Origin of the sequence: Paenibacillus sp. NPDC058898, from assembly GCF_049316025.1 — a bacterium.
Classification (GTDB): Bacteria; Bacillota; Bacilli; order Paenibacillales; family Paenibacillaceae; genus Paenibacillus_AQ.
The window spans coordinates 23,905-48,548 of sequence record NZ_JBMOSM010000026.1 but is presented as its reverse complement, the minus strand read 5'-3'; the positions used below and the strand labels follow the sequence as shown (position 1 = coordinate 48,548).

The following is a 24,644-nucleotide window of genomic DNA, read 5'->3' as shown; positions in this document are numbered from 1 at the left end:
GGGTGGCCGCGGCAAGCGCAGCGGCGAGGCACCAGCTGGAGCGGGCGCTGCTGCTGGTGCCGACGAGCAGCAGGCGTCGAACTTCGCCTTTGGCTCCGGCAAAGGCGGCTACAGCTCCGCCAGCGGCGGCGCCCTCGGCTTTGACCGCAACGCCCGCAGCTCTGGCGGTGCCGGCGGGAAGAACCGACGCAAGAAGACGTCGGGCAGCGGCATTTTCATCGGCGAAGGTCCAACGCCGGGCGGCGGTAATGCTGGAGGTAACTCCGGCGGCGGTGGCCGCAAACGCAAGAGCAAGGGCGGAAACGGCACGGCTGCTTTTGTCCGGAAGAAGAAAAAGTAAGCTTTTCCTCCTGATCTAACGCTGGAGGCGCTTGCCCCACCTTGCTTTTGGAGGCTGACGTTTGATACAATGGACTTCTGGTGAGATTGCAATTGGCAGTCTGCCGGAAGTCCTTTTTCCATTATCATTGTTGATGACAAGGGGTGAGACCATGGGTAAGAAAAGTGACGGGAAGGTTCTGGCCCAGAACAAAAAAGCTTCCCATGATTATTTCATCGAGGATACGTATGAAGCCGGGATGGTCCTAACCGGAACGGAGATCAAATCCATACGGAACGGCCGTGCCAATATTGGAGACGCGTTCGCAACCATTCGGAATGGCGAGATTCATATCCATAACATGCATATCAGCCCGTTCGAGCAAGGAAACCGTAACAATCCGACGGATCCTACGCGTACACGGAAGCTGCTGCTGCATAAGGAGCAGATCCGCAAGCTGCTGGGGCTGTCCAAGCAGGACGGTTACGCGATCGTACCGCTGAAGATTTACATCCGTAACGGCTATGCGAAGTTATTGTTGGGCCTCGGTAAAGGTAAACGTCAGTACGACAAGCGTGCCGATGCCGCGAAGAAGGATGCACAGCGCGATATTCAGCGTGCACTGCGCGAGAAGCAGAAGATTGCAAGGTAATGGTATTGGGTAATCGCTCATATACATGATGAAAGCTAAGTTTGAGCTTCGTACGAGGCAGTTGCCAAGAAATGTTTGAGCGACTAACCTGTATGGCAGCTTTTAGCTGTGTTACCTGCAATGTATATATCATTTTGATGTAAAATGTGATATACTAAGTGATGTAAGAGAGATCAATAAGATCTTTGACAATAAGCATACAGTTGGCGCATTCTTCTTTCTTGGAGGAAAAGAGTCTGCGGCATAGATCGACTGCTATGGCTGAATATTCTTGATTTAATCCGATAGCCCTTTTTGGCAGGAACGCCAAGGTGCGAAGCACCGGCATTTCTCCAACTTAAGGGGGCGTTTTTGGATTCGACGGGGATAGTTCGGGCATGAGTAGCGGGTAGTGGGGACGCGTCCACTTCATCAACGCTAAAGCCAATTAAACGGCAAACAACAAAACAACTACGCTTTCGCAGCTTAATAACCTGTGAGCGTGCTCTCGCTCTGTATCGCCCATGTACCGGGATGAGGGCTCAACTTTAGTGGGATACGCTGTCTAGTCTCCGCCTGGGGCTAGCTGAAGAAGACAATCAGGCTGACCTGAAGGGAATCCGGTGACAGGGAGTCTCTAGGGTGACATCAAATCTGTCACTACACCCGTAGAAGCTTGTGTTGTCGTTATCTTCGGACAGGGGTTCGACTCCCCTCGCCTCCATACATAACAATGATAGAGCCATCAGCCAGTGATCTGGTTGGTGGCTCTTCTGTTTATATAATAAAGCGTAATTAGAAAACTGGAGGGGACTCAGGATGGTTGCCAATCGAGAGCAGCTCCAAGAAATTCTGAAAAAAGCGAATCAACATGCACGTAAGCAGGCCAGAGAGTCAGGGGCATCCATTTACTATATCAAGAATAATAAACGAGTACGTGAGGATGCTAACGGTAATAAGTTCGAAATCATTTATGATGCAACCGGAAAACGACATGAGTTCGAATATCATGAATAAACTAAAACCAGTTATGACGGTTTTTGCAGGAACAAATGGGCGGGAAAAAGCACGCTCAGTATGCAGATGAGAGCATGGTTAGGCGAGTTGGTTGACCCTGATCAGATTGCCCGTGAACTAAAACCAGATGATCCAAGAAGTGTCGATCTTTCGGCGGGAAGAGAAGCGGTCAAAAGAATCAGATCGTTGATAAAAAGACAGGAGCATTTTGCAATTGAAACTACACTATCAGGTACATTTGTTCTAAAGCATATGCAAATTGCTAAGGAAAGCGGTTATGACATCGTCATGTACTATATTGGACTTCAAGATGTGCAAATGCATATTGACCGTGTGGCCTCTCGTGTCGAGCAGGGTGGACATTGGATTGCAGAAGAGGATATTCGTTTTCGATACGGTCAGTCATTGCAAAATTTAAAGCCTGCACTAGCCATTGCAGATCAGGTTTTTATTATAGATAACACAAATCAACCAACGATTGTTGCTGAAATCGCAGAACGTAAGCTGATATATTGCATAGAGAATATACCTGCTTGGTCTGCGAATGTTATTAGGGATCATAGTTGGTAGTGCGTTTTGGGGTGTAGTTATGGCAATTAGCTTAATAACCTTGCACGTGTGCTCTCGCTCTGTACCGCCCGTGTACCAGGATAAGGGCTCAACTTTAGGGGGATACGCTTTCGCTTTCTAGTCTCCGCTTGAAGCTAGCTGAAGAAGACAATCAGGCTGACCTGAAGGGGATCCGGTGACAGGGAGTTCGAGTATCGCTTACGATGCTAGCATTGCTTCGCAATGCTTTCAGGTGACATCAAATCTGTCACCACACCCATAGAAGCTTGTGCTGTCGTTATCTTCGGACAGGGGTTCGACTCCCCTCGCCTCCACCATGATGAACACCATCCGTATGAGGATGGTGTTTTTGTTTTATATTAATACTATAGGTTAGAACATGTCGTACAGATGGAGTGAAATCGATGAATCATAGTCATGATGGAGAGGAACCATTGATAACGGTACTCAATATGGATGGTCAACAACTAACACCATGTTTACCCCATCGGGCTTGGCGGGAAGTGGAGCGAGCGCGAGCTGTCTGGATTGATGAGCAGACGATCCAATTGCTTTATAATCCGTTCTTATTTCGGTACTATCGAAAAGCTGCACTGAAACGAGATCATCACACTTGTTTGTGGTGCGGACGCCACGCCACGACAGTGGACCATATTATCCCCTCAAGCAAAGGCGGCTCGGATCTTCCGCAAAACCTGATCGCTTCATGCAGCGAATGCAATACGAAACGAGGAAACCGTTCTGCATTGTCCTATCTCAAAGAAAACGCACACTCTGTTCCAAATCTTATGAAGCTTTGCTGGCGTATCTTTATAGCTAAATACAGACATCGTCAAATGAAAAAAGGGTCACTTGAGTAAAGGCTTAGATTTATGATTTGGGAATCGTGGTGCAGTGAGCTTCAATGATCGCAGCCGTTTGTTGACGATCGAATTGATGGTTAACCATATCCACTGTAAAATTTTCGGCTTTCTTACATCCGTCTTGAAGTGCAGGCCATTTAAAGCGTAGGATGCCTGTGACAATCACCAATAATCACGGACGTTCTTAACTCCAATGAATAGGTAGAAACAAATGGTGTGGCTTCTTACTGCAATGTTAGCTAATTGACAATTGAATACAATATTCTTAGCCGCGAATTTCATGCAGCGCTTCCACATGAGAAAGGGTCACGGACATTACCTATTTTCCCTTCGGACAATCGTTCCTGTACCTATAAGGAATACTTTTTTCGAAAGTTAAAATGAGGTAGAACGCGTTCTAAAGATTGGTTGTTTTTCCTGTAACAACATACAGAATCAAATATTAAGAAATACACTCTTCTCTTGCAACTATACGTATACCCGTACCACATATTGAAATTGCATATGGTAGTATTATCTAATAAGTAACTTAACACAATGAGAAGAGGAGAATCCCATGCCAAGCTTCCTAGAATCCCTATATTACGGGAACATAAATCCTGTAGAGAAGGCTGTTTCCACCGACCCTCAGTATCGCCAATTGAGTCGGCAAATATCCGAGTCCATGGATGCCTGGAAGAAGAGGCTTTCCGATGATGATTTTCATGAGCTTGAGGAGTTATTAGATTTGTATCGACAAGTACAAGGGCTGGAAATGGCGGCTTCTTTTACTGATGGTTTTAGGCTGGGAGCGACGATGATCATCGAGGTGTACTCTGAGTAATGTGATCAGTAAGAACACTCATAGAACTGCCGTAAAGACACGAACTGTGTCTTTTTTTAATACCGAAAAATATTGACTATCAACCCCTACTTCGGATATCACAAAAAACGAATTTCACACGCATACAGCTCCCCATAAGGTATCTTCGCTCTAAATTTCCTTCACACAGCAGGAATATATACCCAATTTATAGAAGACTCTGTATATAACATCGATTACAGATACAGAGAGGCTGCTATGGACCAAGAGAGATTTATGATGATTGTTAAAGGTGATGACAAAACACAGGATATAACTTCGTACGAAAAAGATCCTCCAATAGTAAGGATTGTATATAAAGGTTATTCCGAGGTTTATACATATAAGTCGAGTGATATACAGTTACTAACGCCGACCGTTCAGGACATAACGGAGGATATGGCTGTTTTTCACGATGGTTATCCTTTTTATAATGTAAAACGGGTGCTAGATTTCGGTCCAAAGATTCGGGTGTGTTTCAACAATGGAAGTATTCGTACATATGATAGGGAGCGTATTCAAGTTAGAAGCAGTAGTACCCAAAATGCTGAAGGGCGTCAGATTCTGGATTATTGGCGCGCGATTTCAAAATATCCAAAGAGTGATGATGAACAGGGAAACAAGGAAGCTTTTTTGGCCAAGCAATTCGCAAAACTACATTATGTAGATCCGGATAGTGTCTTGAGTCATTATCTTCTGAAAAAACCTATAAAGAGCGATATCCCGGTTACAAGCAAACCGATTTTTCCGTTTAGGTACAATTTGAGTCAAAGGAACGCGCTTGAGCAGGCTTTAAAAAGCACTATCAGTATTATAGAAGGCCCTCCGGGCACAGGTAAAACTCAGACGATCTTAAACATTCTTGCGAATCTTGCGGTTATGCAGGGGAAAAAGGTAGCGGTTGTTTCCGGTAACAACGCTGCAGTCCTGAATGTACAAGAAAAGATGGAACGGCAAGGGTATCACTTTTTTGTAGCTAGTTTGGGAAATCAAGAGAACAAGAAAAAGTTTTTTGCCAATCTGCCAAAATGGGATGTATCGGAATGGTCAAGTGAGTTGTCAGAGGACGAATTAAACGCCAAACTACAAGATTTGGATCAACGTATTCAACGTTTAATGGAATTGGATCGGGAGAAGGCACAGCTTATGCAGAAGCTGTCAGCCTACTTGCTTGAACAGGAGCATTTTGAGCATTATTATGCCAGGCAGGATGTCCAGCCTTTAGAGAAGTTGTCATTTTACCGGCAGACACCAAAGCGGATTCTGGAGTTTATGAAAGACAGCTTCCTGGCTGTAGAGATGAAAAGGAAATATAAGCTCCTATACCAATTCAAGTTGTTCTTCAGGCATGGTTTTACGGATTTCAAACGATTGAAGGAGCAGGGGCTGGATGTCATCTTGAATGTTCAGCGTAAATTTTACACGTTAAAAGTTGAGGAGCTATCCGATCGCATTCAGGAGCTTGAGAAAGAATTGGAGTCCCAGGTCTATCAAGCCTTAATGGATCAGCACCAGCAGTTCTCCGAAACGCTATTTCGGCACAGATTACATGAGAAATACCATAGCCGTCCGGCTGTGGACTGCAATGAGAAGACATACACTCAGAGTAACAGGTTTAAAACATTTATCGAGCATTATCCGATTGTACTTAGTACAACGCATTTTTTGCGGAATTGTGTCCCTGCGAATTACTTATTTGATTATTGCATCATTGACGAATCCTCACAGGTTGATCTGCTGACAGGGGCTCTGGCTTTATCCTGCTGCAAACAGGCTATTATTGTGGGCGATACCAAGCAACTTCCGCATATCGTGGGGAAGGAGATTGTACAGAAGATCCAGAGCCAGGCGGCTCCTGACATGGATGAAGCTTACAGTTATATCGAGCATAATTTGTTGTCGTCCATGTTGGCTTTATACGGGGACTCCGTTCCGAAAGTGATGTTACGAGAGCATTACCACTGCCATCCCCAAATTATTGAATTCTGCAACAGGAAATATTACGACGGTGAATTGATTGCTTTTACCGATCCGAGGATTTCCGAATCTCCTTTATTGATCTACAAGACGTCACCGGGCAATCACATGAGGGAAGTGACCCATGGCAAAAAAGGAAAGTTCAATGCCAGGGAACTTGATGTCATTGAACAGGAAATTCTGTTGGGGTACCTCGAAGCGGCAGCCGGTCATGCGGATATCGGCTTTGTGACGCCATATCGCAAGCAAGTGGAGAAAGCGACCCAGCAATTCACTGCTGATATAGAGAGTGACACGATCCATAAATATCAGGGACGTGAGAAGTCCGTTATGATCATGTCTACGGTGCTCGACCGAACGAGAGCAGGAGGCATGGGGATGAAATTTGTTAATGATCCTTGCATGATTAATGTGGCTGTGTCCCGCGCGCAGGAGAGGTTTATTCTGGTAACCGATCAGTCTGCGTTTCGCAAGTATGGGAATGAAGTGGGAGATCTCATGCGATATATGGAATATAGTACGCTGGATAACAACGTCGTGGAGAGCGAGATTCATTCTATATTTGACTTGTTATACAAGGAGTACTCTGATCATCTACAGGAATTTCGAGAACGCGTTCGTTTCTTTAATAAATCAAGGCATCGGAGCGAAAATATTATGCACGCCTTGCTCGACCAGATATTAGAGGAGCCTATGTTTAAGGATTTTGAACTGGGGAATCAGGTTTTACTAATGAATTTGTTTACCGACCTGGAACGGTTAAATGAGGAAGAGCGCAGATTCGTCCGAAATCGTTCTTCTGTTGATTTTGTGATTTATCATAAACTGGACAGATCGCTAGCGCTGGCGATCGAAGTCGATGGATTTGCCTTTCACGAGAACAATCCTGAACAACTAAAGCGAGATGAGAAAAAAGGAGAGATTTTCAAGAAATTTGGAATGGAATTAGCAAGGTTCCGTACAAACGAGAGCGGGGAAGAACAGAAGATTAGGGAGCTATTAAGCTCTATGTTGTATTAGGTGGAATGAATTAAATAGAGCTAATCATCACCGATTCAACTTATTAGTTGCAGGTTTTACCTTTTAATGTTCGACTCCCCTCGCCTCCATACATAAAATTTTAAAATCCACAACCGCCTGAGGTTGTGGATTTTGCTTTTCCGGCATCTACAGCTTTACGATAAGCCCCGCATGTTCATTGAACTTGGATAGCAGTTGACGTAGACTACTTCTGCATGAGACACACACGTGTTTGTTATGAAAATGGTGAGTATGCTTTAAAACCACATCCTTAGAAATAGATATAAAGACCTATCTTGCTGTCGAATTAAGTCGACCGATAAGTCTTATATGGGCTTTTCTATAAAAAAGGAGTGGGGTTCATCATGAGGATTTCTACTTGGATTAAAACGATGAGCGGAGTGTTTATTTTACTTACAGTTCTGAACGGAGTTAGTGTCTATTATCTTCAAAAGAGCGTAGCGCTTGAACGCGAAACAGTAAAAATGCAAGCAGAATTCAAGCAATTAGGTATTGATTTAGCCGGCTCCTCGGATTATTTGAGTAATGAAGTAAGAGCTTATGTGCAGTTCGGAGAAAAAGTTCACTATGACAACTACTGGAAGGAAGTAAACGAGACCAAAACGAGAGATCATGTAGTGGAGAGTTTAACTGCATTGGGCGCGCCTAAAGAAGAGCTGGATCTTATAGAAGAGTCAAAACAAATTTCGGATACCCTTGTCGAGCTAGAAAATGTGGCAATGAAAGCTGCGGAGGACAAAGATTTTACCAAAGCCCGGGAACTCATGTTTGGCAGCGAATACGATACTATTAAAGAGACCATTATGGAGCCGCTGCAGCAGTTTCAGGAAAAGATGAATACTAGGACGGAAAATGAAGCAAACGCTGCAAAGCAAAAAGCGAGCCTGATGCTTACGGGAACTATTGTTTTGCTTGTAATTACATTCGGGGCATTACTTGTGATTTTTGCTGTTATTTTCATCAAGTTGAAGCCACTTAAATTAGTCAATGAAAAGATCGCCGAAATTGCACAGAGTGGAGGCGATCTTACCGGACGACTGGATTACTCCGGCAAGGATGAAATAGGAGAAATTTCAAAATCCTTAAATGCCATGTTTGAGACTCTGCAATCCATTATTAAAGATGTCCGTAACGCTTCCCACAGTGTATTGAATTCGTCAAGTAAATTGGTTGAAAATACGAAAGAAACTGCAAGCGCGACAGAGGAAATTACGAGACAGGGGGCCAGTATTGAGCAAGGGGCGACCACCTCAGTGCAGAGCACACTTGATGCTTCGCATGCAATCAATGAAATGTCCATAGGTGTGCAGCGTATCGCCGTATCTGCGGAGGATCTTGCTACTGTCGCAACTGAGACGGAGCGAGAGGCAGCAAGCGGTGTGAACTTTATACAGCAAGTTAGCAAGCAGATGGTCCAAATTAGCGATTCTGTCGGGTCTACAGTAGAAATTGTATCCAATTTGAAAGAACGCTCTTCTCATATCGAGGAAATTGTAAATGCAATTACTGAAATTTCGAATCAAACGAGTCTGCTTTCGTTAAATGCATCAATTGAAGCGGCAAGAGCGGGCGAGCATGGAAGAGGCTTTTCTGTAGTGGCCAGCGAAATCCGGAAATTGGCAGATCATTCCTCTGCTTCAGCGGGGCAAATATTCGGATTGCTGCAAGATATTACGAAAGACTCTCAAGAAACAGAACATGCGATGCAGCAAGTGACGAGTGAAGTATTGACGGGGCAAAAGAAGATGGAAGAAGCAATTGAATCGTTTGAGAACATATTGAAATCCGCTCAGAAAGTGGCCTGGAAAGTTCAGGAGGTCTCCGCTGTTAGCGAACAAATGGCGGCAGGCTCTGAAGAAATTGCAGCATCTGTTTCCGAAATGGCAACTATAGCTGAAGATTCGCTTTCAGGAGTTAAGGCAGTGAACGATATGACTGCAAAGCAGAGCTCTTTAGTTCAGGAGGTTGCTTCAGTTACGGACTTGATTAGCAAAAATTCTCGAAGCTTGGAAGCACTCGTTATGAAGTTTAAAGTCTAAAATGAATAGAATGCGATTCATATGGTACCTAGGGTCATTACCCGAAATAATCTCAGCAATATGCGTCGGCGAATTGTGAATTTGCCAAGCCACGGTTCGCCTCCATACATAAAACCCGCTCATTGAGCGGGTTTTTACATTTATATCTGAAACAAATATATCTGAAACAAAGTATTGAGTATTAGATCTCCGAATTGGATTGATGCATCAGCTCTTTGATCTCAAGAAACTGTGAATTCGTTATTTGTTGGGATTGATGGAGGGCGTTCAGCTTATATTCTATTCTTTCCATTCGAAGTTGTGTTTCTTTTTGGAGTTTCTCGGTCTGTTTTTGTGTTTTGGAGTTATCCATTACGACTAAGATGGTCAGACCCGCACTAAAGATCGTTAACCCTCTAGCGATTTGATTTAAATCGATTGAATTCATGGCAATCAGGCAGTCGGCAAATCCTGCTCCTATAAGTAGACCGCCAATCGTGACAATCCCCGTTCTTTTCCATTGTTCTGGGATGATATTTAATGGCTGTTTCATGTAGAGATCTCCTTCAGTTAGGTAGTAAACGTGAAATTAGGATAGCTTCATTCTATATTTAATAAAACACAAATCCTGGAACAATAAAAGGAAATACATAGAAGCTTATTGCGTAAACATTAAGGATTCAGTTTGTGGAAATCTAGTGATCAGCGGTAACGTATTATTTGGGAATGACTTGGAAAGAGGAGGCAGGACTGATACTCAAAGCAAGAAGGAATTAGGAGACTTACGGAGAAATTTTCTAGTGGACATTATTTATATGAGATTATCCTGGGTCGACGGATCTTCGCTCACGCGATCAGGTTAAATATGAACTGTAGATTGGCTGGTGATCTGGAATGAGTGAACAATTCTGGTTAGTGGTACAGTATCCTCTGAAAAGTGCAAAAGGTAGCCAACGTGATCACTGGTTAAGAGAAAAAGTAATGGAATATTTAGAAATATCTCTAGCAGATGCTGGTTTAGGCTATGTAGATGGGTTTGACATGGGGAAATGCATTTCCGACCCGAAGAAATATGCGCTTAATATATTTTGTGTTGTTACGGAAGAAGAACGAAGTATTGCCTTGGTGAAAAGAGTGTTAAGAGAGGGTCGACTTGATTATACTCGAATAAAAATCGCTACAATGTCCTATGGGAATGAAGAAACATATACTCTGAAATATACCTATAAGAAGGGTGTTACGGAATTTTCGCTATAGCATGTATTATATTATTGGTGTCGCTTTTGTAGCAGTCTAGTTTTAGGAAAACAAGAAGGGAAGAGGTGTATGATTACCATTTATGACTGGTTTGGCTGTGAATTGCCCAATCAAAAGCGTTATCAGTTAATAAAAGAAGCTGGATTTGATGGCGTTTTAATATGGTGGAGTGATGGCTTTGGTCGTGACTGCTTTGGCCGAAACGATTATCGCAACGGGCCGCAAATCGCACGAGAAGCGGGTCTATTTATAGAAAATATCCACACACCAATCCAAAACGAAAACAACCTCTGGCTTGACAATCTGGAAGGTGAAGCGGCAGCTGAATGCTATCTGCAATGTGTTGCAGATTGTGCTGAATTTGAGATTCCGACAATGGTTGTGCACTTGCCGGGCGAAGACAATCCATATAACGAATTGGGACTGGATAGAATCAAGAGAATCGCTGACAAAGCTGAACAGCTTGGTGTCAATGTTGCAATGGAGAATTTAAGGAACTTTTCCAATTTGGCATATGTGCTGGAGCAAGTGGATTCCCTGCGTATCGGATTCTGTTATGACAGCGGACATCACTACCGCCATTACCCGGAGAAAGATTTATTATCCATGTACGGGTCTCGGCTGATGGCACTACACTTACATGATAATAACGGAAGTTATGCCCAGCACGGGTTACCCCTTGATGGCACGATTGATTGGTCTACAACCATGAAAAAAATTGCGGAAACGAACTATTCAGACCCGATTGCAATCGAGGCCATGAATTGGGATTATGAGGATTTATCGGCACAAGAGTTCTTACATAGAGCGTTTGAGCAAGCCAAAAGACTGGAAGCGTTAAAAACTGATTCCTCAAAGACGACTGTAACAGAATGAAATTACTATAAAACTAGGCATTCTACATCCATCATGCAGAGTGCCTAGTTCATTTATGCCCTTATTCATCTTCCCAAATGGCGTTGAACCAGAGACTGTAGCTACTAATGCCGCGCCTTCCGAACACCTGATGGCCTGTACACCCATATTGTCCGTTGAATCATTAATGGGGTCACTTCAGAGATTGTGGTTTTTTGCTGTGTTCGATTAAAAGTGTAAAATCCTTAGCTATAAGTTTGCAAAACAAGACACCTCACTCAAAGAGTGTCGAATGCACGTTATGCTGAAGAAGGGCCTAGAGGTCCTTCTTTTTTTGCTTTCTTTTTTTCTGACATTTGTCATAACCGGCTTGTGACAACCCACACTAATTGGTTCTCGCGCTTTTTCAATATAATGAGGACATCAAGTAACGAAAGAAGAAATTAGCGGAGGTTAGGACAAAATGACAAAGGCGATTGAATGTATAAATCTAGTGAAGAAATTCGGCGACTACTGTGCCGTTGATCATATGAATCTATCATTTGAGAAAGGTCAAATAACAGCATTGCTCGGACCGAACGGTGCAGGCAAGACAACAACCATTTCCATGATACTCGGAATGATCAAGCCAACATCAGGAGAAGTCAGGGTCTTAGGAGTCCCGTCTGGAACAAAAGAATTACGGCAGCGTGTTGGAGCACTTTTGCAGGATGTTAAAGCAGCAGATGGACTTACGGTGAAAGAAGTGCTTCAATTGTTCCGCAGTTATTATCGTAATCCGATGTCGCTAGAGCGATTGTTAGACATTTCGGGTCTGCACGCGGATCAGAAACGACGTGCATCCTCGCTGTCGGGAGGACAACGCCGTAGATTAGCTTTCGCCCAGAGTTTGGCGGGGAATCCAGAGCTTCTCCTGCTTGATGAACCAACGGTCGGAATGGATATCGAGGCTCGTGGCCGATTTTGGGACACCATCCAAGCGCTGGCAAGTGACGGACGTACTGTGCTCTTAACTACACATCATTTAGATGAAGCTGATGCTGTCGCAGATCACATCGCAGTAGTCGCTAGAGGACAGGTTGTTGCGGAAGGGACTCCAGAACGTTTAAAGGCTCAAACAGCGCTTAGAACCGTTTCATTTCGAGCGGCGAACGCGCCAGCTGAGCAGGAATGGCTCACATTACCTGGTGTAGAAAAGGCAGAGTGCAACGGCGAGCGAATTCGTCTGTATGCTCAAGAGACCGATGTATTGTTATTTACACTGATGCAGTCTGAATGGGGAATTTCAGATATTGATATACAATCTGCCAGCTTAGAAGATACATTCCGAAGTCTTACAGGCTCAAATAAACAAACAATTATACGATAATAAACATTTTTAGGAGGAAAATAGCCATGTTACATATGTTTGTTGCCCAAACCAAAGCAGAAAGTATACGAATTATCCGCAGTCCATTTTTCTTACTCTTCTCCATTGCGATGCCGCTTGCTTTCTACTTTTTATTTGCGAGTATGAATGGTGTAGATAAATCGATTCAATCAACAACTTGGGGTGTCTTTTCATTGATGTCGATGACTGCATTTAGTTTGATTGGTACAGCCGTATCTCAATTCGGTATCCGTCTATCGTTCGAGCATCAAGATGGGTGGGTACGCTTGTTGAAGCTAACTCCACTATCTCCTGCAGTCTGGATTGGCAGCAAAATTGTATCGCAAATGGCTGTTCACTTGATCGTCATTGTAGTTATATTCTTATCTGCTGGCCTTGTTCATGATATACAATTGACAGCCGGGCAATGGATTTTATGCGGATTATGGTTATGGATTGGGAGCATATCTTTTCTGGCGCTTGGTGCATTGTTAGGAACGCTTAAAAATGCGAATACCTCCGTTGCCATCGGAAATGTATTACAGATGGGGCTTGCCATTGTGGGGGGACTTTGGATGCCGCTTAGTACTTTGCCAAGTTGGATGGGCTCGGTCGGAGAATGGCTTCCATCTCACCGTTACGCTAATGGGGCATGGAATATGATCGCTGGACAAAATCCAGCAAGTATCGATTTCATAATTTTGACAGGATGCGGTCTTCTCTTTATGCTACTATCAATCTATATATATAATCGACGGGATGCGGTCTAATTGAATAGCGAGAAATGGCGCCTCTTTCCAAAATCGGAAGGAGTCGCTCCTTATATTTTGTTAACAAATTTAATGATACCCATGTACTTTTTACTCTATGAGCCATCAAGTATACAGTGGCTTGGCTTTGTTCTGTTAGGCATATTCGTTCTATCCTTTCGACAATCCTACTTTTATGCAAAGTGGGCCACGCCAATCTTGATGGTTCAGGTGGGTATACTTTTAATTCTAGCAGCTGTATTTCACCCTATGTATACGTTTATAGGTTTTATGATAGCTGCTCCGCTGAGCAAACAAAAGCTGCCGATATTACTCTCTATAACGATCGTTTTTACTGTAGCTATGGGATTTATCGCTGTTCCTTACTTGGATCGGATGGGCAGCCTATTATGGGTAGGGCTGGTGCCTATGTTTGGCATCTGTATTCTGCCGTATATTATTCGAACTTCGACTCGATTTCAACAGAAGTCTGCACGGTTGCGGGCAGAAACTGCTGAACGAATGGCACAGCAGGAGGAGCGTCAGCGGATCGCACGTGAATTACATGATACATTGGGACATACGCTGTCATTAATCGCACTAAAAGGGGAGGTCGTTGAGAAACTGGTCAATCGTCATCCCGAGAGAGCGATAGCAGAGGCTCGTGAAATACGAGAAACGGCACGCGCAGCCCTGAAACAAATGCGTGAATTGGTTACGGAGATGAAAGTTACATACCTCGCTGATGAATATAAGCATGCTGTATCGTTATGTTCAGCAGCGGGCATACCGCTTTTATTTCAATATCAAACGATTTCAGATGCTAGACCTTCTCATGTAGGGGCGGAAGACGCATTAGTAAACAATCCGCTTCCGTTAACACCCTTGCAGGAGACGATTTTGGCGATGAGTTTTCGCGAGACGATTACAAACGTGGTTCGACATAGCCGAGCAACAAGTTGCAGCGTTCTTCTCGACATTCAGGAAGGGGAAGTTCGTGTATCCGTAAGTGATGACGGTATTGGGGCAGATATGGATCAATTCTATACTAGCAGTAATGGCCTCGCCGGTTTACGGCAGCGGTTGGTTATGATCGATGGTCGTATGTCGCTGTCTTCGTCCCCAGGCAAGGGGACGGAAGTCACCTTACATATACCTAGGGTAATACGAAATGAAAAGGTAGGTAGTGCTTAGATGATTCGTATTGTTTTGGCAGAAGATCAAAAGTTATTAAGGGGAGCACTGGCAACTTTACTCTCGTTAGAAGATGATATTGAAGTCGTCGGTCAAGCTGAAAATGGGGAAGAAGTGATGTCCATGATTCAGCAATATGAACCCGATGTAGCTGTTCTGGATATTGAGATGCCACTGAAAACGGGGTTAGATATTGCGGAATTAATTCAAAAAAATAAGTCAGCTTGTCGTGTCATCATCTTGACGACATTCGCGCGTCCTGGATATTTCCAGCGAGCTATGCAGGCAGGAGTTTATGGATATCTTCTCAAAGATACGGGCAGCGAGGAACTGGCTGATGCGATTCGTCGGGTCTATGATGGGAAACGTGTCATCAATTCAGAATTGTCGCTCGCGGTATGGGATGATCCATGTCCATTATCACCCAGAGAACGTGAAGTCATGAAGTTGGCTGCCCAAGGCTTAGTTCTTCAAGATATTGGGGCACAGCTGTTTCTATCCTATGGAACGGTACGGAACTATATGTCAGAAGCGATTGGGAAGCTCGGGGCGAATACACGGATTGAGGCGATAGATATCGCACGTAGCAAGGGATGGTTGGATTAAGGAGAACTCCGAGGTAATGGGGGTAAGCGGATCACCCCATTCAAGGGATGATGCAGCCAGCCCATAGAGAGCTTTAGAAGCTCTTTTTTATGATCCGCTACTTAGCGTACCGTAACCTAATCAATACACTCCGGCGAATTGTGGTTTTACACAGCCACGGTTCGTCTCTACCATCATAAACACCATCCGCATGGGGATGGTGTTTTTGCATTTTATTATTTTGAAATCATGATGCAATGATCTTCAATGATCGTGGCCGCTTGTTGACGATCAAATCGATGATTAACCATATTACCTTGAAATCTTCGGTGAATATTTCCAAGAAAAGTAAACACGAGTTGCAAAGATGTCAACACCGAAAACCATCCGTGTTAACACTAAAAACCAATGGTATAATCCAAGATGGAGACTAGCTATTAGATTTCTCCAGTCGTATTAAATAACGATTAATTACTATTATGGAAAAAGTTAGCGAAAAAAGACATAAAATTGTACTAATTGCATGATTTGCATTAATTCTAATTGCAAAACATGCTATTTGTCGTTCCTCGGATCTCTCTTTGCAGCTCAAAAATTATAGCAAGCTAGGAACAGCAAAATGATTGTTTTATCCTTATAATAAGCTCAGAGGTGGTAGTATGCAGTACAACAAAATCATTGATCAGAGCATAACTTATATAAAAGACCACATAAACGAGGAGCTTTCCGCTGAAAAAATAGCAAATCAAGTAGGATATTCAACTTTTCATTTCTGTAGGATTTTTTCACTAGTAAAAGGGATTCCGTTAATGGAATATGTAAGGAAATATCGTTTGTCAACGGCAAGGATTGAACTTACTGACAACCGGAAAATATTGGATGTTGCCTTGCATTATGGATTTGAATCTGCAAGCGGATTTTCAAAATCATTCCGTCAAGAATTTGGGTATACTCCAACGTCATATAAAATCAGAATGGCGGATAACGATAACGCATTCGTTAAAAATATTCGAGAAGCATTGAATCCCCCAAAAATTGTTAAAAAGGGTGCTTTTAAGTTAGCTGGATATGGAATGCATACGAACATGGCAGATAATTATAGTCATCAATTTGCGGCTTATTGGGACTCATGTGATGAATCAAATTTAGAAGAAAAACTTTATGAACAATTGAAACCACCAAAACATGGTGAAGTTGGAGTATGGCTGCCTTATCAGAACGAAGGAAATGCCATCTATCTATTTGGCGTTATTGTCAATGATTTCAACCAAGTAACCTCTGATATGGTGGTTGCCGAAATCCCAAGCGCTACTTACGCCGTTTTCACTACTCCGCCCATCAACAATCTAGCAACTGCCACAACATACGAGAAAGACCCATTATCCATAGTCATTAAGGAGACCTGGAGATATATTTTTACAGAATGGTTTGATCAGAACAAATATGAGCTGGATGAATCTCAATTTCCGTTTGAATATTATGATGAACGTTGCCATGCCTCTGAGAACTCAATCATGGAAATTTATGTACCAATAAAAAAAGCATAGAAAGAAGTTGACGATATGTTTACTGAATATGGTGAGTTGAGTACCAAGCTATATCAATTAACCAAGCCTGCCGGATATTCGATTGATGGTGATTTAGAGTATTATTTTGATCATTTGAAAAATACCAAAGGTAAAATACTGGAAGCCGGTGTTGGCACTGGCAGAATGATGATCCCTCTTCTCCAGAAAGGACTTAATGTAGAGGGTGTAGACGTGTCTGAGGATATGTTAAAACAATGTAGAGCAAATATGGCAGCTACAAATGTAAAAGGAACTCTGTATCAAGGAGATCTTACGAATCTCCGTCTGCCAGAGAAATACGAAGCGATAATCATGCCGACTGGCAGCTTCTGTCTGTTACCGCGCAATCGTGTTAAAGACGTACTACATTCTTTTTATCAGCATCTTGATAAACAAGGGAAAATTATTATTGATTTAGAATTACCAACAGGTTTTATTCCATATAAAATTTCGACAAGTCCAGTTTCGATTGATGATGATTCTGGCATTCTATTTACCTCAACGACTCAGGGAATAGATTGGCATCAACAAAAAACTAGCTCCATTCATCGATACGATCTACTCAAAAAAGGCAAGATTCAACAAACGGAAATATCGAATTTTGTGCTCTATTGGTACGGAATCGAAGAATTTCAGCTTTTGCTAGAACATGAAGGATTTATATCTATTGAGTATCAACTTGGATACGGGAAAAACTCATATTCTTCACTTATCACCTTTTTTGCAAGCAAAGAATAATATTGGAAATTTTCTAATTAATAGCTTAGTGACGAACGCAAACCAATATATCTTTTAATCTGTCACCCTACCGGTCGTTTTCCCGGTAAAGACCATTATTCATACATCAATACTGATGAAGACGATATACCATTCTGACAAAGGACCAGTGATCAAATTCTGATGACTGGTCCTTTTGCGATATTGAAACTGAATTATTTGTCGGTGTTGACAGTTATGGTTTGAGCGTTGACTTTTCTTGGAAATATTCAATCCTCGGCTTTCTCCGTATCCATCTTGAAGCTCAGACCACTATATCGCAGGAATATAACCAGTGTTGTAAAAGCAGTTCTTTTATTTGCGTTGTGAAAAGGAGGTTTTGGCCTAGTGATTCGAACAAAACCGCAGCCTTCTCAAAAATAGCGGGGTATACATCTTCGCCAAAACAGAAGTACTCCTGTGCTATAATTAGATATAGCGCAGTTTCATTCAGAGAAATCACATTTCTATACATAAATCTATTGGCAAGGGGTGCATTGACCAACCATGCACGATTATTTGCACCACAAGTTGATTATTATCGGCGCAGGCGCATCAGGACTCATGGCCGCCGTTACTGCGCGGGATTTGGGTATTGATACCGCCATTCTGGAGGGTAACGACCGGATTGGGAAAAAAATCTCAATGACAGGCGACGGTCGTTGCAATATTACGAACGATTCCACTACGACGGGTACGGACGACGAAGCGGTGGTCTTATCGCGCAAGTATCACAGCAGTCAGGCTAAATTTCCGTTGCCTGTGCTGCAGCAATTCGGCATCCGTCAGACCATTGATTTCTTTCACGTGCTCGGGCTGCCGCTTACAAAATTGAAAGAGGGCTTAATGTACCCGATGTCGCTACAGGCTGCATCTGTGGTGGATATTTTCGAGCTTGCTCTAGAGGAGCGGAACATTCCGGTATACCTTAACAACAAAGTGCTGGATGTCACCGTATCGGCAGATCATCCACGATTTAAGATTACATGCCGAACTGAAACAGAGGAGCAGGTTGTTTATACCAGCGAATACCTGTTTCTTTGTACGGGCAGTCTTACCGGCCAGAATGCGGGGACGGACGGGTCTGGGTATACACTTGCCCAGCGAATGGGGCACTCCTTGGTAGAGCCTGTTCCGGCCATCGTGCAATTGAAGGTGAAGTATCCCTATCAGAAGGCGCTATCGGGCATCAAGCTCCAGGGACGAGCCCACCTCCTTGTAAATGGTAAAATCGTTCGCAGCGAAGTCGGCGAAATTCATTTCACCGACTACGGTTTCTCCGGCCCTCCGATCCTGCAGCTCGGGCGGAAGGCAGCCATACATCTCGCGAAAGGGGACTCCGTTACCCTATCCGTAGATTTGATGCCGAACCGCATGGAGGAAGAGGTTATCGAATTTCTGGAGATGAACTGGGGGACGTTCGCGCATCGGACGGTCGCGGAGTCCTTCGTCGGTTTTTTACACAAGAAACTGGTCTCCGTCCTGCTGAAGGAAGCGAAAATTGATCAAGAGCCGAACCTGCTTTGCCAAGATCTTTCGTTAAAAACCAAAAAGATCTTTTATAAGTTATTGAAGTGTTGGGAGTTTAAAGTAACCGAAACCCAAAGCTTTGAGTACGCACAAGCGACAGCCGGCGGCGTTGCTACGAAAGAGCTCGTCGCAGATACGCTGGAATCCAAGCTCGTGCCTGGGCTCTATTTGGCCGGCGAGGTGATGGATGTCGACGGGGACTTTGGGGGTTACAACCTGCAATGGGCCTGGAGCTCCGGTTATGCGGCCGCGATGGCGTTAGGGAAACGCATTTTTAGATGAAGCTATTAGAAAAAGGAATGAATTTAACACCTATGTATAAGTCGAAATCTACTATGCACCACAAGCTGTTCATTATCGGTGCAGGCGCTTCAGGTCTTATGGCCGCCGTTACTGCGCGAGACCGAGGGATCGATACTGCGATCATTGAAAGCAACGACCGGGTCGGAAAGAAGGTACTAACGACCGGTAATGGGCGTTGTAACATTACGAACAAATCCACGGCGACGGGTACGGACGAAGCGGTCAATTTATCCAGTAAATATCACAGTAATCAAGTGGAATTTCCGCTACCTGTGCTGCAGCAATTCGGCGTTCGGCAAACTGTCGATTTCTTTAACACACTCGGCCTTCCGCTGATCGCTATTGAGAATGGCCGAATGTATCCGATGTCGCTGCAGGCTGCATCGGTGTTAGAAGTTTTCCGGATTGCACTGGAGGATCGGAATGTTCCGATATATTTCAAAACCAAAGTATTGGACGTTACCGTGTCGAAGGAACATCCGCGATTCACGATTGTGTGCCAGACGGAAACAGAGGAAAAGGTCACATATACCAGCGATTATCTCTTCCTCTGTACGGGCGGCCTTACCGCTCCAAAGACAGGAACGGATGGCTCCGGTTACACACTTGCCCAACGACTGGGACATACCCTGATCGATCCTGTACCCGGGATTGTTCAATTGAAGCTGGATAGCCCATATCTGAATGAACTTTCCGGAGTTAAATTCGAGGGATGGGGGAATATCATTGTAAATGGTGAAGTCATCCGCAGTGAGTATGGAGAGGTTCTGTTTACGAAATATGGCGCTTCTGGCCCGCCGATTCTCCAGTTAAGCCGAAAGGCTGCATATCAACTCGCAAGAGGAGAAACGGTGACCTTATCGCTTGACTTGATGCCAGACCGAACAGAGGAAGAGGTCGTCGATTTTCTGGATACGCATTGGGGAATGTTCGGACACCGGACGGTGGCTGCTTCCCTAATCGGGATTTTAAACAAGAAGCTGATCCCCATCCTCTTGAAAGAGGCGGGAATCGATCAGGACCAGAACCTGCTGTGTCAGGATCTATCGTGGAAAACCAGGAAAGCCTTGTGTCGCCTCATGAAGCATTGGGATTTCATCGTGACCGATACCAATGGTTTCCCGAATGCCCAAACGACAGCCGGCGGCATCGATACGACAGAGTTAAGAGAAGGAACGCTAGAATCGAAGCTCGTGCCTGGGCTCTATTTGGCCGGCGAGGTGATGGATGTGGATGGGGATTGCGGTGGCTATAACCTGCAATGGGCCTGGAGCTCCGGCTATTCCGCCGCGGTGGCACTTGCTGATCAACTTACAGGCATCATGAAAAAAGATTGATATTATTTTTTAGGGCCAGTCCCTAGTCTAAAGTCTAGGTTCAGATACCCCCTAAGACGGTTATGTCAGCCCAATAAAGCGGATATAATGGATTTATTACTCGGAGCGTGACTTAAGAAGCCATAAGGGGTGTTTGAATATGAAGGCAACAGAAGCGGCTGTAACGTCGCGGGCAGGCAAGGTGAATTGGGTGCTTTTTAATCCAAAAACCTATGCAACGATTCTCTATTTCTTACTATCTCTCCCGTTAGGGATTATTTATTTTACAGTAGCGATAACGGGACTTACACTATCCATCGGTTTGACTCCAATATTTATCGGAATACCGCTGTTTTTTGGAATAGCTAAGTTGTTGAATGGGATTGTGAATTTTGAACAAAGCATGATTAGACAAATTTTAGGAATACCTACTCCTTCTGTATCGCATACCTACAATCGACAATCTGAAGTTGGGGAGAACTGGTTGAAGCGAATGGTGAGAGACTTTGAGGGTGGGTTATTCATTCGAAATCTGCTGCTTGTATTATTAAGATTTGTAACAGGCATTGTATTCTTTGTTATTATGGTAACGGCGATTTCACTAGGACTCGGATTAATTGCTCTTCCAGTCGTCCATATCATTTTGATGAATGAAATGCAGCTTGATATTTTAGAGAATAGCGTGTTTAGTTATTTTCATATAGATTGGACTTATAATCAGCAATATTTGGTGTATGTAGGCATTGGCCTTATCCTTTTCTGGGTCGCGCTGCGCGTCGTGAATGGGCTCATGCAAATTCTTCGTAGAATCATGTATGTGGATGAGCCCTATCAGCAGCCGTCAGTGCCGCCAATGGAAGCAAACATACATGCGCCCGTTCAGTCGCAATATTACGAGTACCCAGAGGATCACCCCACTCAAGGGATGATGCAGCCAGCCCAAAGAGAGCTTTAGAAGCTCTCTTTTTTTAAACTCCACTACTTGAAGCGTGATTTATTTGGACAACTGAAGAGCTTAACGAAATTCGTCTGACAGGTTTAAAAGATACCATGAAAAGCCCGACCGTGTGAGGCCGGGCTTTTGTCTATGCGATTGTATAACGATCCGTGTTTCGAATGTAACAATTTTCATATATAATTGAACTGAAGTAATGTCATGCTGTCAACAGCGGTCGGAAGTCAAGTCTTTCGTATTGTGACTCTCCAGGTTCATCCGTAAATCTTTAGATAACTAAAATATAATTAAATGAGGGAAGCGAATGAATTTTTTGCGGGAGTTTTTTGCTAACAATATAGTAAGAAGAATTCTGTTCCTCTTACTTGTCGTTTTATTGCTTTATAGCTTAAGAGGTATGCTCAATTTGCTGTTATTGCTGTTTCTTGTTACCTTCGTCATGGGACGCCTAGAGCACTTTATTACGAAGAAAATATCTAAGCTGTTTCCTATATCGTCTATTGTCGTTAATACGATATTGTATGCGGCTTTAATATTTGGGCTTGTATACGGAATTGCCAATTATGTTCCGAAGCTCATTAATCAAATTTCTGATTTATATTTTTCCATTATCAAATTCGTGAATACACCTCAGTCGGATGAAATTGCCGAGCTTGTCTCCTCCGCGCTTAGTAAGCTGGAATTGGAGCAATACGGAAGTCAGGCACTGAATTATATTCTGAAGATAGGTAAATGGGCCGAGGTTATCATATTTGTTATTGTATTGAGCTATTTCTACTTAATCCAGAAGAAAACAGTCAATGACTTTACAGATAAGTTGAGCAAAAGCAAAATAAGCTGGGCTTACAATGAGTTTAAATATTTTGGTCAAAAATTCACCTCTTCCTTTGGTAAAGTGATCGAGGTTCAACTGATGATCGCCTTGTTCAACACAATTCTAACGACTATCGGGTTGTCGATTTTGGGCTACCCTTACTTGTTCGCTCTAACGATTATGGTATTTTTACTAAGCCTTATCCCGGTAGTCGGTGTTGTTATTTCCTTCATTCCAATCAGTATTATCGGTTACCAGATTGGTGGTATCTCAACCGTCATTTGGGCGATTGTCATGATTTTGCTCATCCATGCAGTTGAGACATACTTCTTAAATCCGAAGCTGTATGCTCACAAAACGAAGCTGCCGATGTTCTACACCTTTATTGTTCTTATTTTCTCCCAGCACTTCATGGGGATCTGGGGGCTTATTATCGGGATTCCGATCTTTATGTTCCTGCTCGATATTTTTGAAGTCGATCAAAGCAACGCGGTATCATCAAAAAAAGAAGCTGTACAGCTTTCAGGAGAAAACGTAAGTCCTAGGAGTCATCATTTCTCGCACAACGAAGATAAAGAAGAATCCTGACCTCGGAGTCCTCCATGCGGATATTAGCTGGATGGGATAAATATAAGATGAGAAAAATGACTACAGAAAATTCTGTAGTCATTTTCTATGAAAGTCAGAAGATTAAGGAATGACTTTCCACACGTCGGCTCCACCTGGAGTCTCACCTAAAGTCCACCATTTCGCTTCATAGTTCACACCGTTATGGGTTACTTTGCTGCCACCAACATAAACCGTGGATGCATCCCAGGCAGGGTATGTGACAGGTGCGCTAGGTGTCGTTACATTGACAATATTGCTAGCAGCGGATACATTGCCAGCGGCATCAACAGCTTTTACCGTAAAGGAGTAAGCCGTATTTGGCGACAGACCTGTAACCGTGTATTCAAGCGCTGAACCCGAAACCGTAGCGACTAATGTCGAGCCTTGGAACACTTGATAGCCAGTTACACCCACATTGTCCGTTGAAGCATTCCACATTAAAGGCACTGTAGTAGATGTAGTTGTACCCATCACATGTAAGCTTGTAGGTGCTGAAGGAGCCTCTGTATCAGGACCTACTACAGCTAGTGTGGTAAAGGATGCAGGATTGCTGGCGGGTGATATGTTCCCAGCAGCATCTACTGCTTTAACGGTAATGTTATAGGTTGTATTCGGTGTTAAGCCTGTTAGATTGTAATTCAATGCACTTGTGGAACCAATTTGGGTTGAGCCGTTAAAAATACGGTAATTCGTAACGCCAACATTATCAGTAGCAGCATTCCAAGAAATTGTTGCACTCGTGGTTGCGACATTGGAAGCTGTTACTCCTGTCGGAGCAGTTGGCGCTGTTGTATCTGGATTTCCACCACCGGTGAAGTTTACATCGATAACGTTATAGAATGCATTTCCTGTGTCCGCAATTTCCCAAACAGCGAGGATGACTTGATACCCCGTTCTGCTCGGTACGTTACAAGTGTCGGAATAAGTATTGGATGGCATTCCTTTATACGGTACATTACAGAAAGGAGTTAAGTCGAAGGATGCACGAGTTAATGGTGCATTCGGGTCCCAGTCCTGCTTGGTAATGTAGTATTTCCAGCTAGCTGTTGCATGCGGCACTTTTAACTTCCAGTCAAAAGTCGTTTGTCCAGGTGAAATGTTTACTTTTGTCCAACGAGTTGCGGATTGCTGATCAAGTGGAGCGAACAAGCCGTTAGCACTTGCAATTTTACCATCGGCTGGACCTGCTGCGGGGAATCCTTTAGCTGCTTCTAAGCTATACGGTTCATAAATAATAAGTCCACAATTCGTATTGACTCCTCTGGCACATAAATCCGCACGACTGGAAGGATTACTTACATATCCGTGAGCGGATGCTTTGGACTCGAATAAGAATAGTGCCATAACAGCGAGCGTCATTAATAGACCGCCAGCCAATACCTTCTTAATGAGTCCGGAATTGGGAAAACGTAGGGTTAACATCAATAAAAAAACCTCCTCTTTTAGATAAACTGTGCACGAAGAACCAAACGATCATTCGTACCTTGATGGCATAACGACGTATTTT

The 24,644-nt window shown here is 43.5% G+C and carries 21 protein-coding genes, 1 other RNA gene and 2 pseudogenes; 21 read left to right on the top strand and 3 right to left on the bottom strand.

The window, feature by feature from the left end:
• From ACOZB4_RS33005 to ACOZB4_RS32965, 9 genes and pseudogenes are all read left to right on the top strand, one after another.
• Nucleotides 1–340, top strand: a pseudogene (locus tag ACOZB4_RS33005) (ribonuclease R); the annotation flags it as partial.
• A 151-nt stretch (nucleotides 341–491) separates the two neighbouring features.
• Nucleotides 492–971, top strand: coding sequence for an SsrA-binding protein SmpB (gene smpB, locus ACOZB4_RS33000; RefSeq protein ID WP_009593386.1), 480 nt, complete (start codon nucleotides 492–494; stop codon nucleotides 969–971).
• Nucleotides 972–1,312: 341 nt separating this feature from the next.
• Nucleotides 1,313–1,677, top strand: a transfer-messenger RNA (tmRNA) gene (ssrA, locus tag ACOZB4_RS32995).
• Nucleotides 1,678–1,769: 92 nt separating this feature from the next.
• Nucleotides 1,770–1,967 (top strand): hypothetical protein, encoded by a 198-nt coding sequence (locus tag ACOZB4_RS32990; protein ID WP_053490481.1) that lies wholly within the window; start codon nucleotides 1,770–1,772, stop codon nucleotides 1,965–1,967.
• A 66-nt stretch (nucleotides 1,968–2,033) separates the two neighbouring features.
• Nucleotides 2,034–2,537 (top strand): hypothetical protein, encoded by a 504-nt coding sequence (locus ACOZB4_RS32985; protein WP_379413971.1) that lies wholly within the window; start codon nucleotides 2,034–2,036, stop codon nucleotides 2,535–2,537.
• Nucleotides 2,538–2,941: 404 nt separating this feature from the next.
• On the top strand, nucleotides 2,942–3,397 hold the full coding sequence (locus tag ACOZB4_RS32980) for an HNH endonuclease (RefSeq protein WP_379413969.1): 456 nt from the start codon (nucleotides 2,942–2,944) through the stop codon (nucleotides 3,395–3,397).
• A gap of 559 nt (nucleotides 3,398–3,956) precedes the next feature.
• Nucleotides 3,957–4,223 carry a DUF6809 family protein gene (locus ACOZB4_RS32975; RefSeq protein WP_098741426.1) on the top strand — a complete coding sequence of 89 codons (267 nt, stop codon included), beginning with the start codon at nucleotides 3,957–3,959 and terminating at the stop codon, nucleotides 4,221–4,223.
• Nucleotides 4,224–5,003: 780 nt separating this feature from the next.
• Nucleotides 5,004–7,238, top strand: a complete 2,235-nt coding sequence (locus ACOZB4_RS32970; protein WP_379413965.1) for an AAA domain-containing protein — start codon at nucleotides 5,004–5,006, stop codon at nucleotides 7,236–7,238.
• A 365-nt stretch (nucleotides 7,239–7,603) separates the two neighbouring features.
• Nucleotides 7,604–9,298 (top strand): methyl-accepting chemotaxis protein, encoded by a 1,695-nt coding sequence (locus tag ACOZB4_RS32965; RefSeq protein WP_379413962.1) that lies wholly within the window; start codon nucleotides 7,604–7,606, stop codon nucleotides 9,296–9,298.
• A 181-nt stretch (nucleotides 9,299–9,479) separates the two neighbouring features.
• Here the strand turns inward: ACOZB4_RS32965 and ACOZB4_RS32960 are convergent, their stop codons facing one another.
• Nucleotides 9,480–9,830: a hypothetical protein gene (locus ACOZB4_RS32960; RefSeq protein ID WP_098741427.1), complete on the bottom strand. Its 351-nt coding sequence runs from the start codon at nucleotides 9,828–9,830 to the stop codon at nucleotides 9,480–9,482.
• Nucleotides 9,831–10,171: 341 nt separating this feature from the next.
• On the opposite strand from ACOZB4_RS32960, the gene ACOZB4_RS32955 reads away from it, so the two are divergent.
• From ACOZB4_RS32955 to ACOZB4_RS32920, 8 genes are all read left to right on the top strand, one after another.
• Nucleotides 10,172–10,534, top strand: a complete 363-nt coding sequence (locus tag ACOZB4_RS32955; RefSeq protein ID WP_379413959.1) for a hypothetical protein — start codon at nucleotides 10,172–10,174, stop codon at nucleotides 10,532–10,534.
• Between the two features lie 69 nt (nucleotides 10,535–10,603).
• Nucleotides 10,604–11,410 (top strand): sugar phosphate isomerase/epimerase family protein, encoded by an 807-nt coding sequence (locus ACOZB4_RS32950; RefSeq protein ID WP_379413957.1) that lies wholly within the window; start codon nucleotides 10,604–10,606, stop codon nucleotides 11,408–11,410.
• 442 nt (nucleotides 11,411–11,852) lie between these two features.
• Nucleotides 11,853–12,758 carry an ABC transporter ATP-binding protein gene (locus tag ACOZB4_RS32945; RefSeq protein WP_379413954.1) on the top strand — a complete coding sequence of 302 codons (906 nt, stop codon included), beginning with the start codon at nucleotides 11,853–11,855 and terminating at the stop codon, nucleotides 12,756–12,758.
• A gap of 26 nt (nucleotides 12,759–12,784) precedes the next feature.
• Nucleotides 12,785–13,528, top strand: a complete 744-nt coding sequence (locus tag ACOZB4_RS32940; protein WP_379413951.1) for an ABC transporter permease — start codon at nucleotides 12,785–12,787, stop codon at nucleotides 13,526–13,528.
• On the top strand, nucleotides 13,529–14,701 hold the full coding sequence (locus ACOZB4_RS32935; RefSeq protein WP_379413947.1) for a sensor histidine kinase: 1,173 nt from the start codon (nucleotides 13,529–13,531) through the stop codon (nucleotides 14,699–14,701).
• Nucleotides 14,702–15,307, top strand: coding sequence for a response regulator transcription factor (locus ACOZB4_RS32930; protein ID WP_036664865.1), 606 nt, complete (start codon nucleotides 14,702–14,704; stop codon nucleotides 15,305–15,307).
• A 638-nt stretch (nucleotides 15,308–15,945) separates the two neighbouring features.
• Nucleotides 15,946–16,833, top strand: a complete 888-nt coding sequence (locus tag ACOZB4_RS32925) for an AraC family transcriptional regulator (protein ID WP_379413943.1) — start codon at nucleotides 15,946–15,948, stop codon at nucleotides 16,831–16,833.
• Nucleotides 16,834–16,848: 15 nt separating this feature from the next.
• Nucleotides 16,849–17,592 (top strand): class I SAM-dependent methyltransferase, encoded by a 744-nt coding sequence (locus ACOZB4_RS32920; RefSeq protein ID WP_379413940.1) that lies wholly within the window; start codon nucleotides 16,849–16,851, stop codon nucleotides 17,590–17,592.
• 248 nt (nucleotides 17,593–17,840) lie between these two features.
• On the opposite strand, the pseudogene ACOZB4_RS32915 reads toward ACOZB4_RS32920, so the two are convergent.
• Nucleotides 17,841–18,016, bottom strand: a pseudogene (locus tag ACOZB4_RS32915) (type II toxin-antitoxin system death-on-curing family toxin); the annotation flags it as partial.
• Between the two features lie 101 nt (nucleotides 18,017–18,117).
• On the opposite strand from ACOZB4_RS32915, the gene ACOZB4_RS32910 reads away from it, so the two are divergent.
• The 4 genes from ACOZB4_RS32910 to ACOZB4_RS32895 all read left to right on the top strand — a co-directional run bounded on the left by ACOZB4_RS32910 (nucleotide 18,118) and on the right by ACOZB4_RS32895 (nucleotide 23,116).
• On the top strand, nucleotides 18,118–19,422 hold the full coding sequence (locus ACOZB4_RS32910; protein ID WP_379413938.1) for an NAD(P)/FAD-dependent oxidoreductase: 1,305 nt from the start codon (nucleotides 18,118–18,120) through the stop codon (nucleotides 19,420–19,422).
• Nucleotides 19,423–19,454: 32 nt separating this feature from the next.
• The gene (locus ACOZB4_RS32905; RefSeq protein WP_379413935.1) at nucleotides 19,455–20,780 is read left to right on the top strand and encodes an NAD(P)/FAD-dependent oxidoreductase; all 1,326 of its coding nucleotides are present in this window, start codon (nucleotides 19,455–19,457) and stop codon (nucleotides 20,778–20,780) included.
• Nucleotides 20,781–20,919: 139 nt separating this feature from the next.
• Entirely contained in the window at nucleotides 20,920–21,714 is a 795-nt protein-coding gene (locus ACOZB4_RS32900) for a sensor domain-containing protein (RefSeq protein ID WP_379413933.1), read from the top strand.
• A gap of 304 nt (nucleotides 21,715–22,018) precedes the next feature.
• Nucleotides 22,019–23,116 (top strand): AI-2E family transporter, encoded by a 1,098-nt coding sequence (locus ACOZB4_RS32895; RefSeq protein ID WP_379413930.1) that lies wholly within the window; start codon nucleotides 22,019–22,021, stop codon nucleotides 23,114–23,116.
• Between the two features lie 102 nt (nucleotides 23,117–23,218).
• Here ACOZB4_RS32895 and ACOZB4_RS32890 read toward each other — a convergent pair whose 3' ends face one another.
• Nucleotides 23,219–24,559, bottom strand: coding sequence for a lytic polysaccharide monooxygenase (locus ACOZB4_RS32890; protein WP_379413927.1), 1,341 nt, complete (start codon nucleotides 24,557–24,559; stop codon nucleotides 23,219–23,221).
• Nucleotides 24,560–24,644: the final 85 nt, after the last annotated feature.

Excerpts from the sequence above, each read along its gene's own strand:
- ACOZB4_RS32900 (WP_379413933.1), top strand. The coding sequence starts at position 20,920 with ATGAAGGCAACAGAAGCGGCTGTAACGTCGCGGGCAGGCAAGGTGAAT.
- ACOZB4_RS32910 (WP_379413938.1), top strand. The coding sequence starts at position 18,118 with ATGCACGATTATTTGCACCACAAGTTGATTATTATCGGCGCAGGCGCA.
- ACOZB4_RS32985 (WP_379413971.1), top strand. The coding sequence starts at position 2,034 with ATGAGAGCATGGTTAGGCGAGTTGGTTGACCCTGATCAGATTGCCCGT.
- ACOZB4_RS32945 (WP_379413954.1), top strand. The coding sequence starts at position 11,853 with ATGACAAAGGCGATTGAATGTATAAATCTAGTGAAGAAATTCGGCGAC.
- ACOZB4_RS32895 (WP_379413930.1), top strand. The coding sequence starts at position 22,019 with ATGAATTTTTTGCGGGAGTTTTTTGCTAACAATATAGTAAGAAGAATT.
- ACOZB4_RS32905 (WP_379413935.1), top strand. The coding sequence starts at position 19,455 with ATGTATAAGTCGAAATCTACTATGCACCACAAGCTGTTCATTATCGGT.
- ACOZB4_RS32975 (WP_098741426.1), top strand. The coding sequence starts at position 3,957 with ATGCCAAGCTTCCTAGAATCCCTATATTACGGGAACATAAATCCTGTA.
- ACOZB4_RS32940 (WP_379413951.1), top strand. The coding sequence starts at position 12,785 with ATGTTACATATGTTTGTTGCCCAAACCAAAGCAGAAAGTATACGAATT.
- ACOZB4_RS32960 (WP_098741427.1), bottom strand. The coding sequence starts at position 9,830 with ATGAAACAGCCATTAAATATCATCCCAGAACAATGGAAAAGAACGGGG.
- ACOZB4_RS32955 (WP_379413959.1), top strand. The coding sequence starts at position 10,172 with ATGAGTGAACAATTCTGGTTAGTGGTACAGTATCCTCTGAAAAGTGCA.
- smpB (WP_009593386.1), top strand. The coding sequence starts at position 492 with ATGGGTAAGAAAAGTGACGGGAAGGTTCTGGCCCAGAACAAAAAAGCT.
- ACOZB4_RS32925 (WP_379413943.1), top strand. The coding sequence starts at position 15,946 with ATGCAGTACAACAAAATCATTGATCAGAGCATAACTTATATAAAAGAC.
- ACOZB4_RS32890 (WP_379413927.1), bottom strand. The coding sequence starts at position 24,559 with ATGTTAACCCTACGTTTTCCCAATTCCGGACTCATTAAGAAGGTATTG.
- ACOZB4_RS32930 (WP_036664865.1), top strand. The coding sequence starts at position 14,702 with ATGATTCGTATTGTTTTGGCAGAAGATCAAAAGTTATTAAGGGGAGCA.
- ACOZB4_RS32980 (WP_379413969.1), top strand. The coding sequence starts at position 2,942 with ATGAATCATAGTCATGATGGAGAGGAACCATTGATAACGGTACTCAAT.
- ACOZB4_RS32950 (WP_379413957.1), top strand. The coding sequence starts at position 10,604 with ATGATTACCATTTATGACTGGTTTGGCTGTGAATTGCCCAATCAAAAG.
- ACOZB4_RS32920 (WP_379413940.1), top strand. The coding sequence starts at position 16,849 with ATGTTTACTGAATATGGTGAGTTGAGTACCAAGCTATATCAATTAACC.
- ACOZB4_RS32965 (WP_379413962.1), top strand. The coding sequence starts at position 7,604 with ATGAGGATTTCTACTTGGATTAAAACGATGAGCGGAGTGTTTATTTTA.
- ACOZB4_RS32990 (WP_053490481.1), top strand. The coding sequence starts at position 1,770 with ATGGTTGCCAATCGAGAGCAGCTCCAAGAAATTCTGAAAAAAGCGAAT.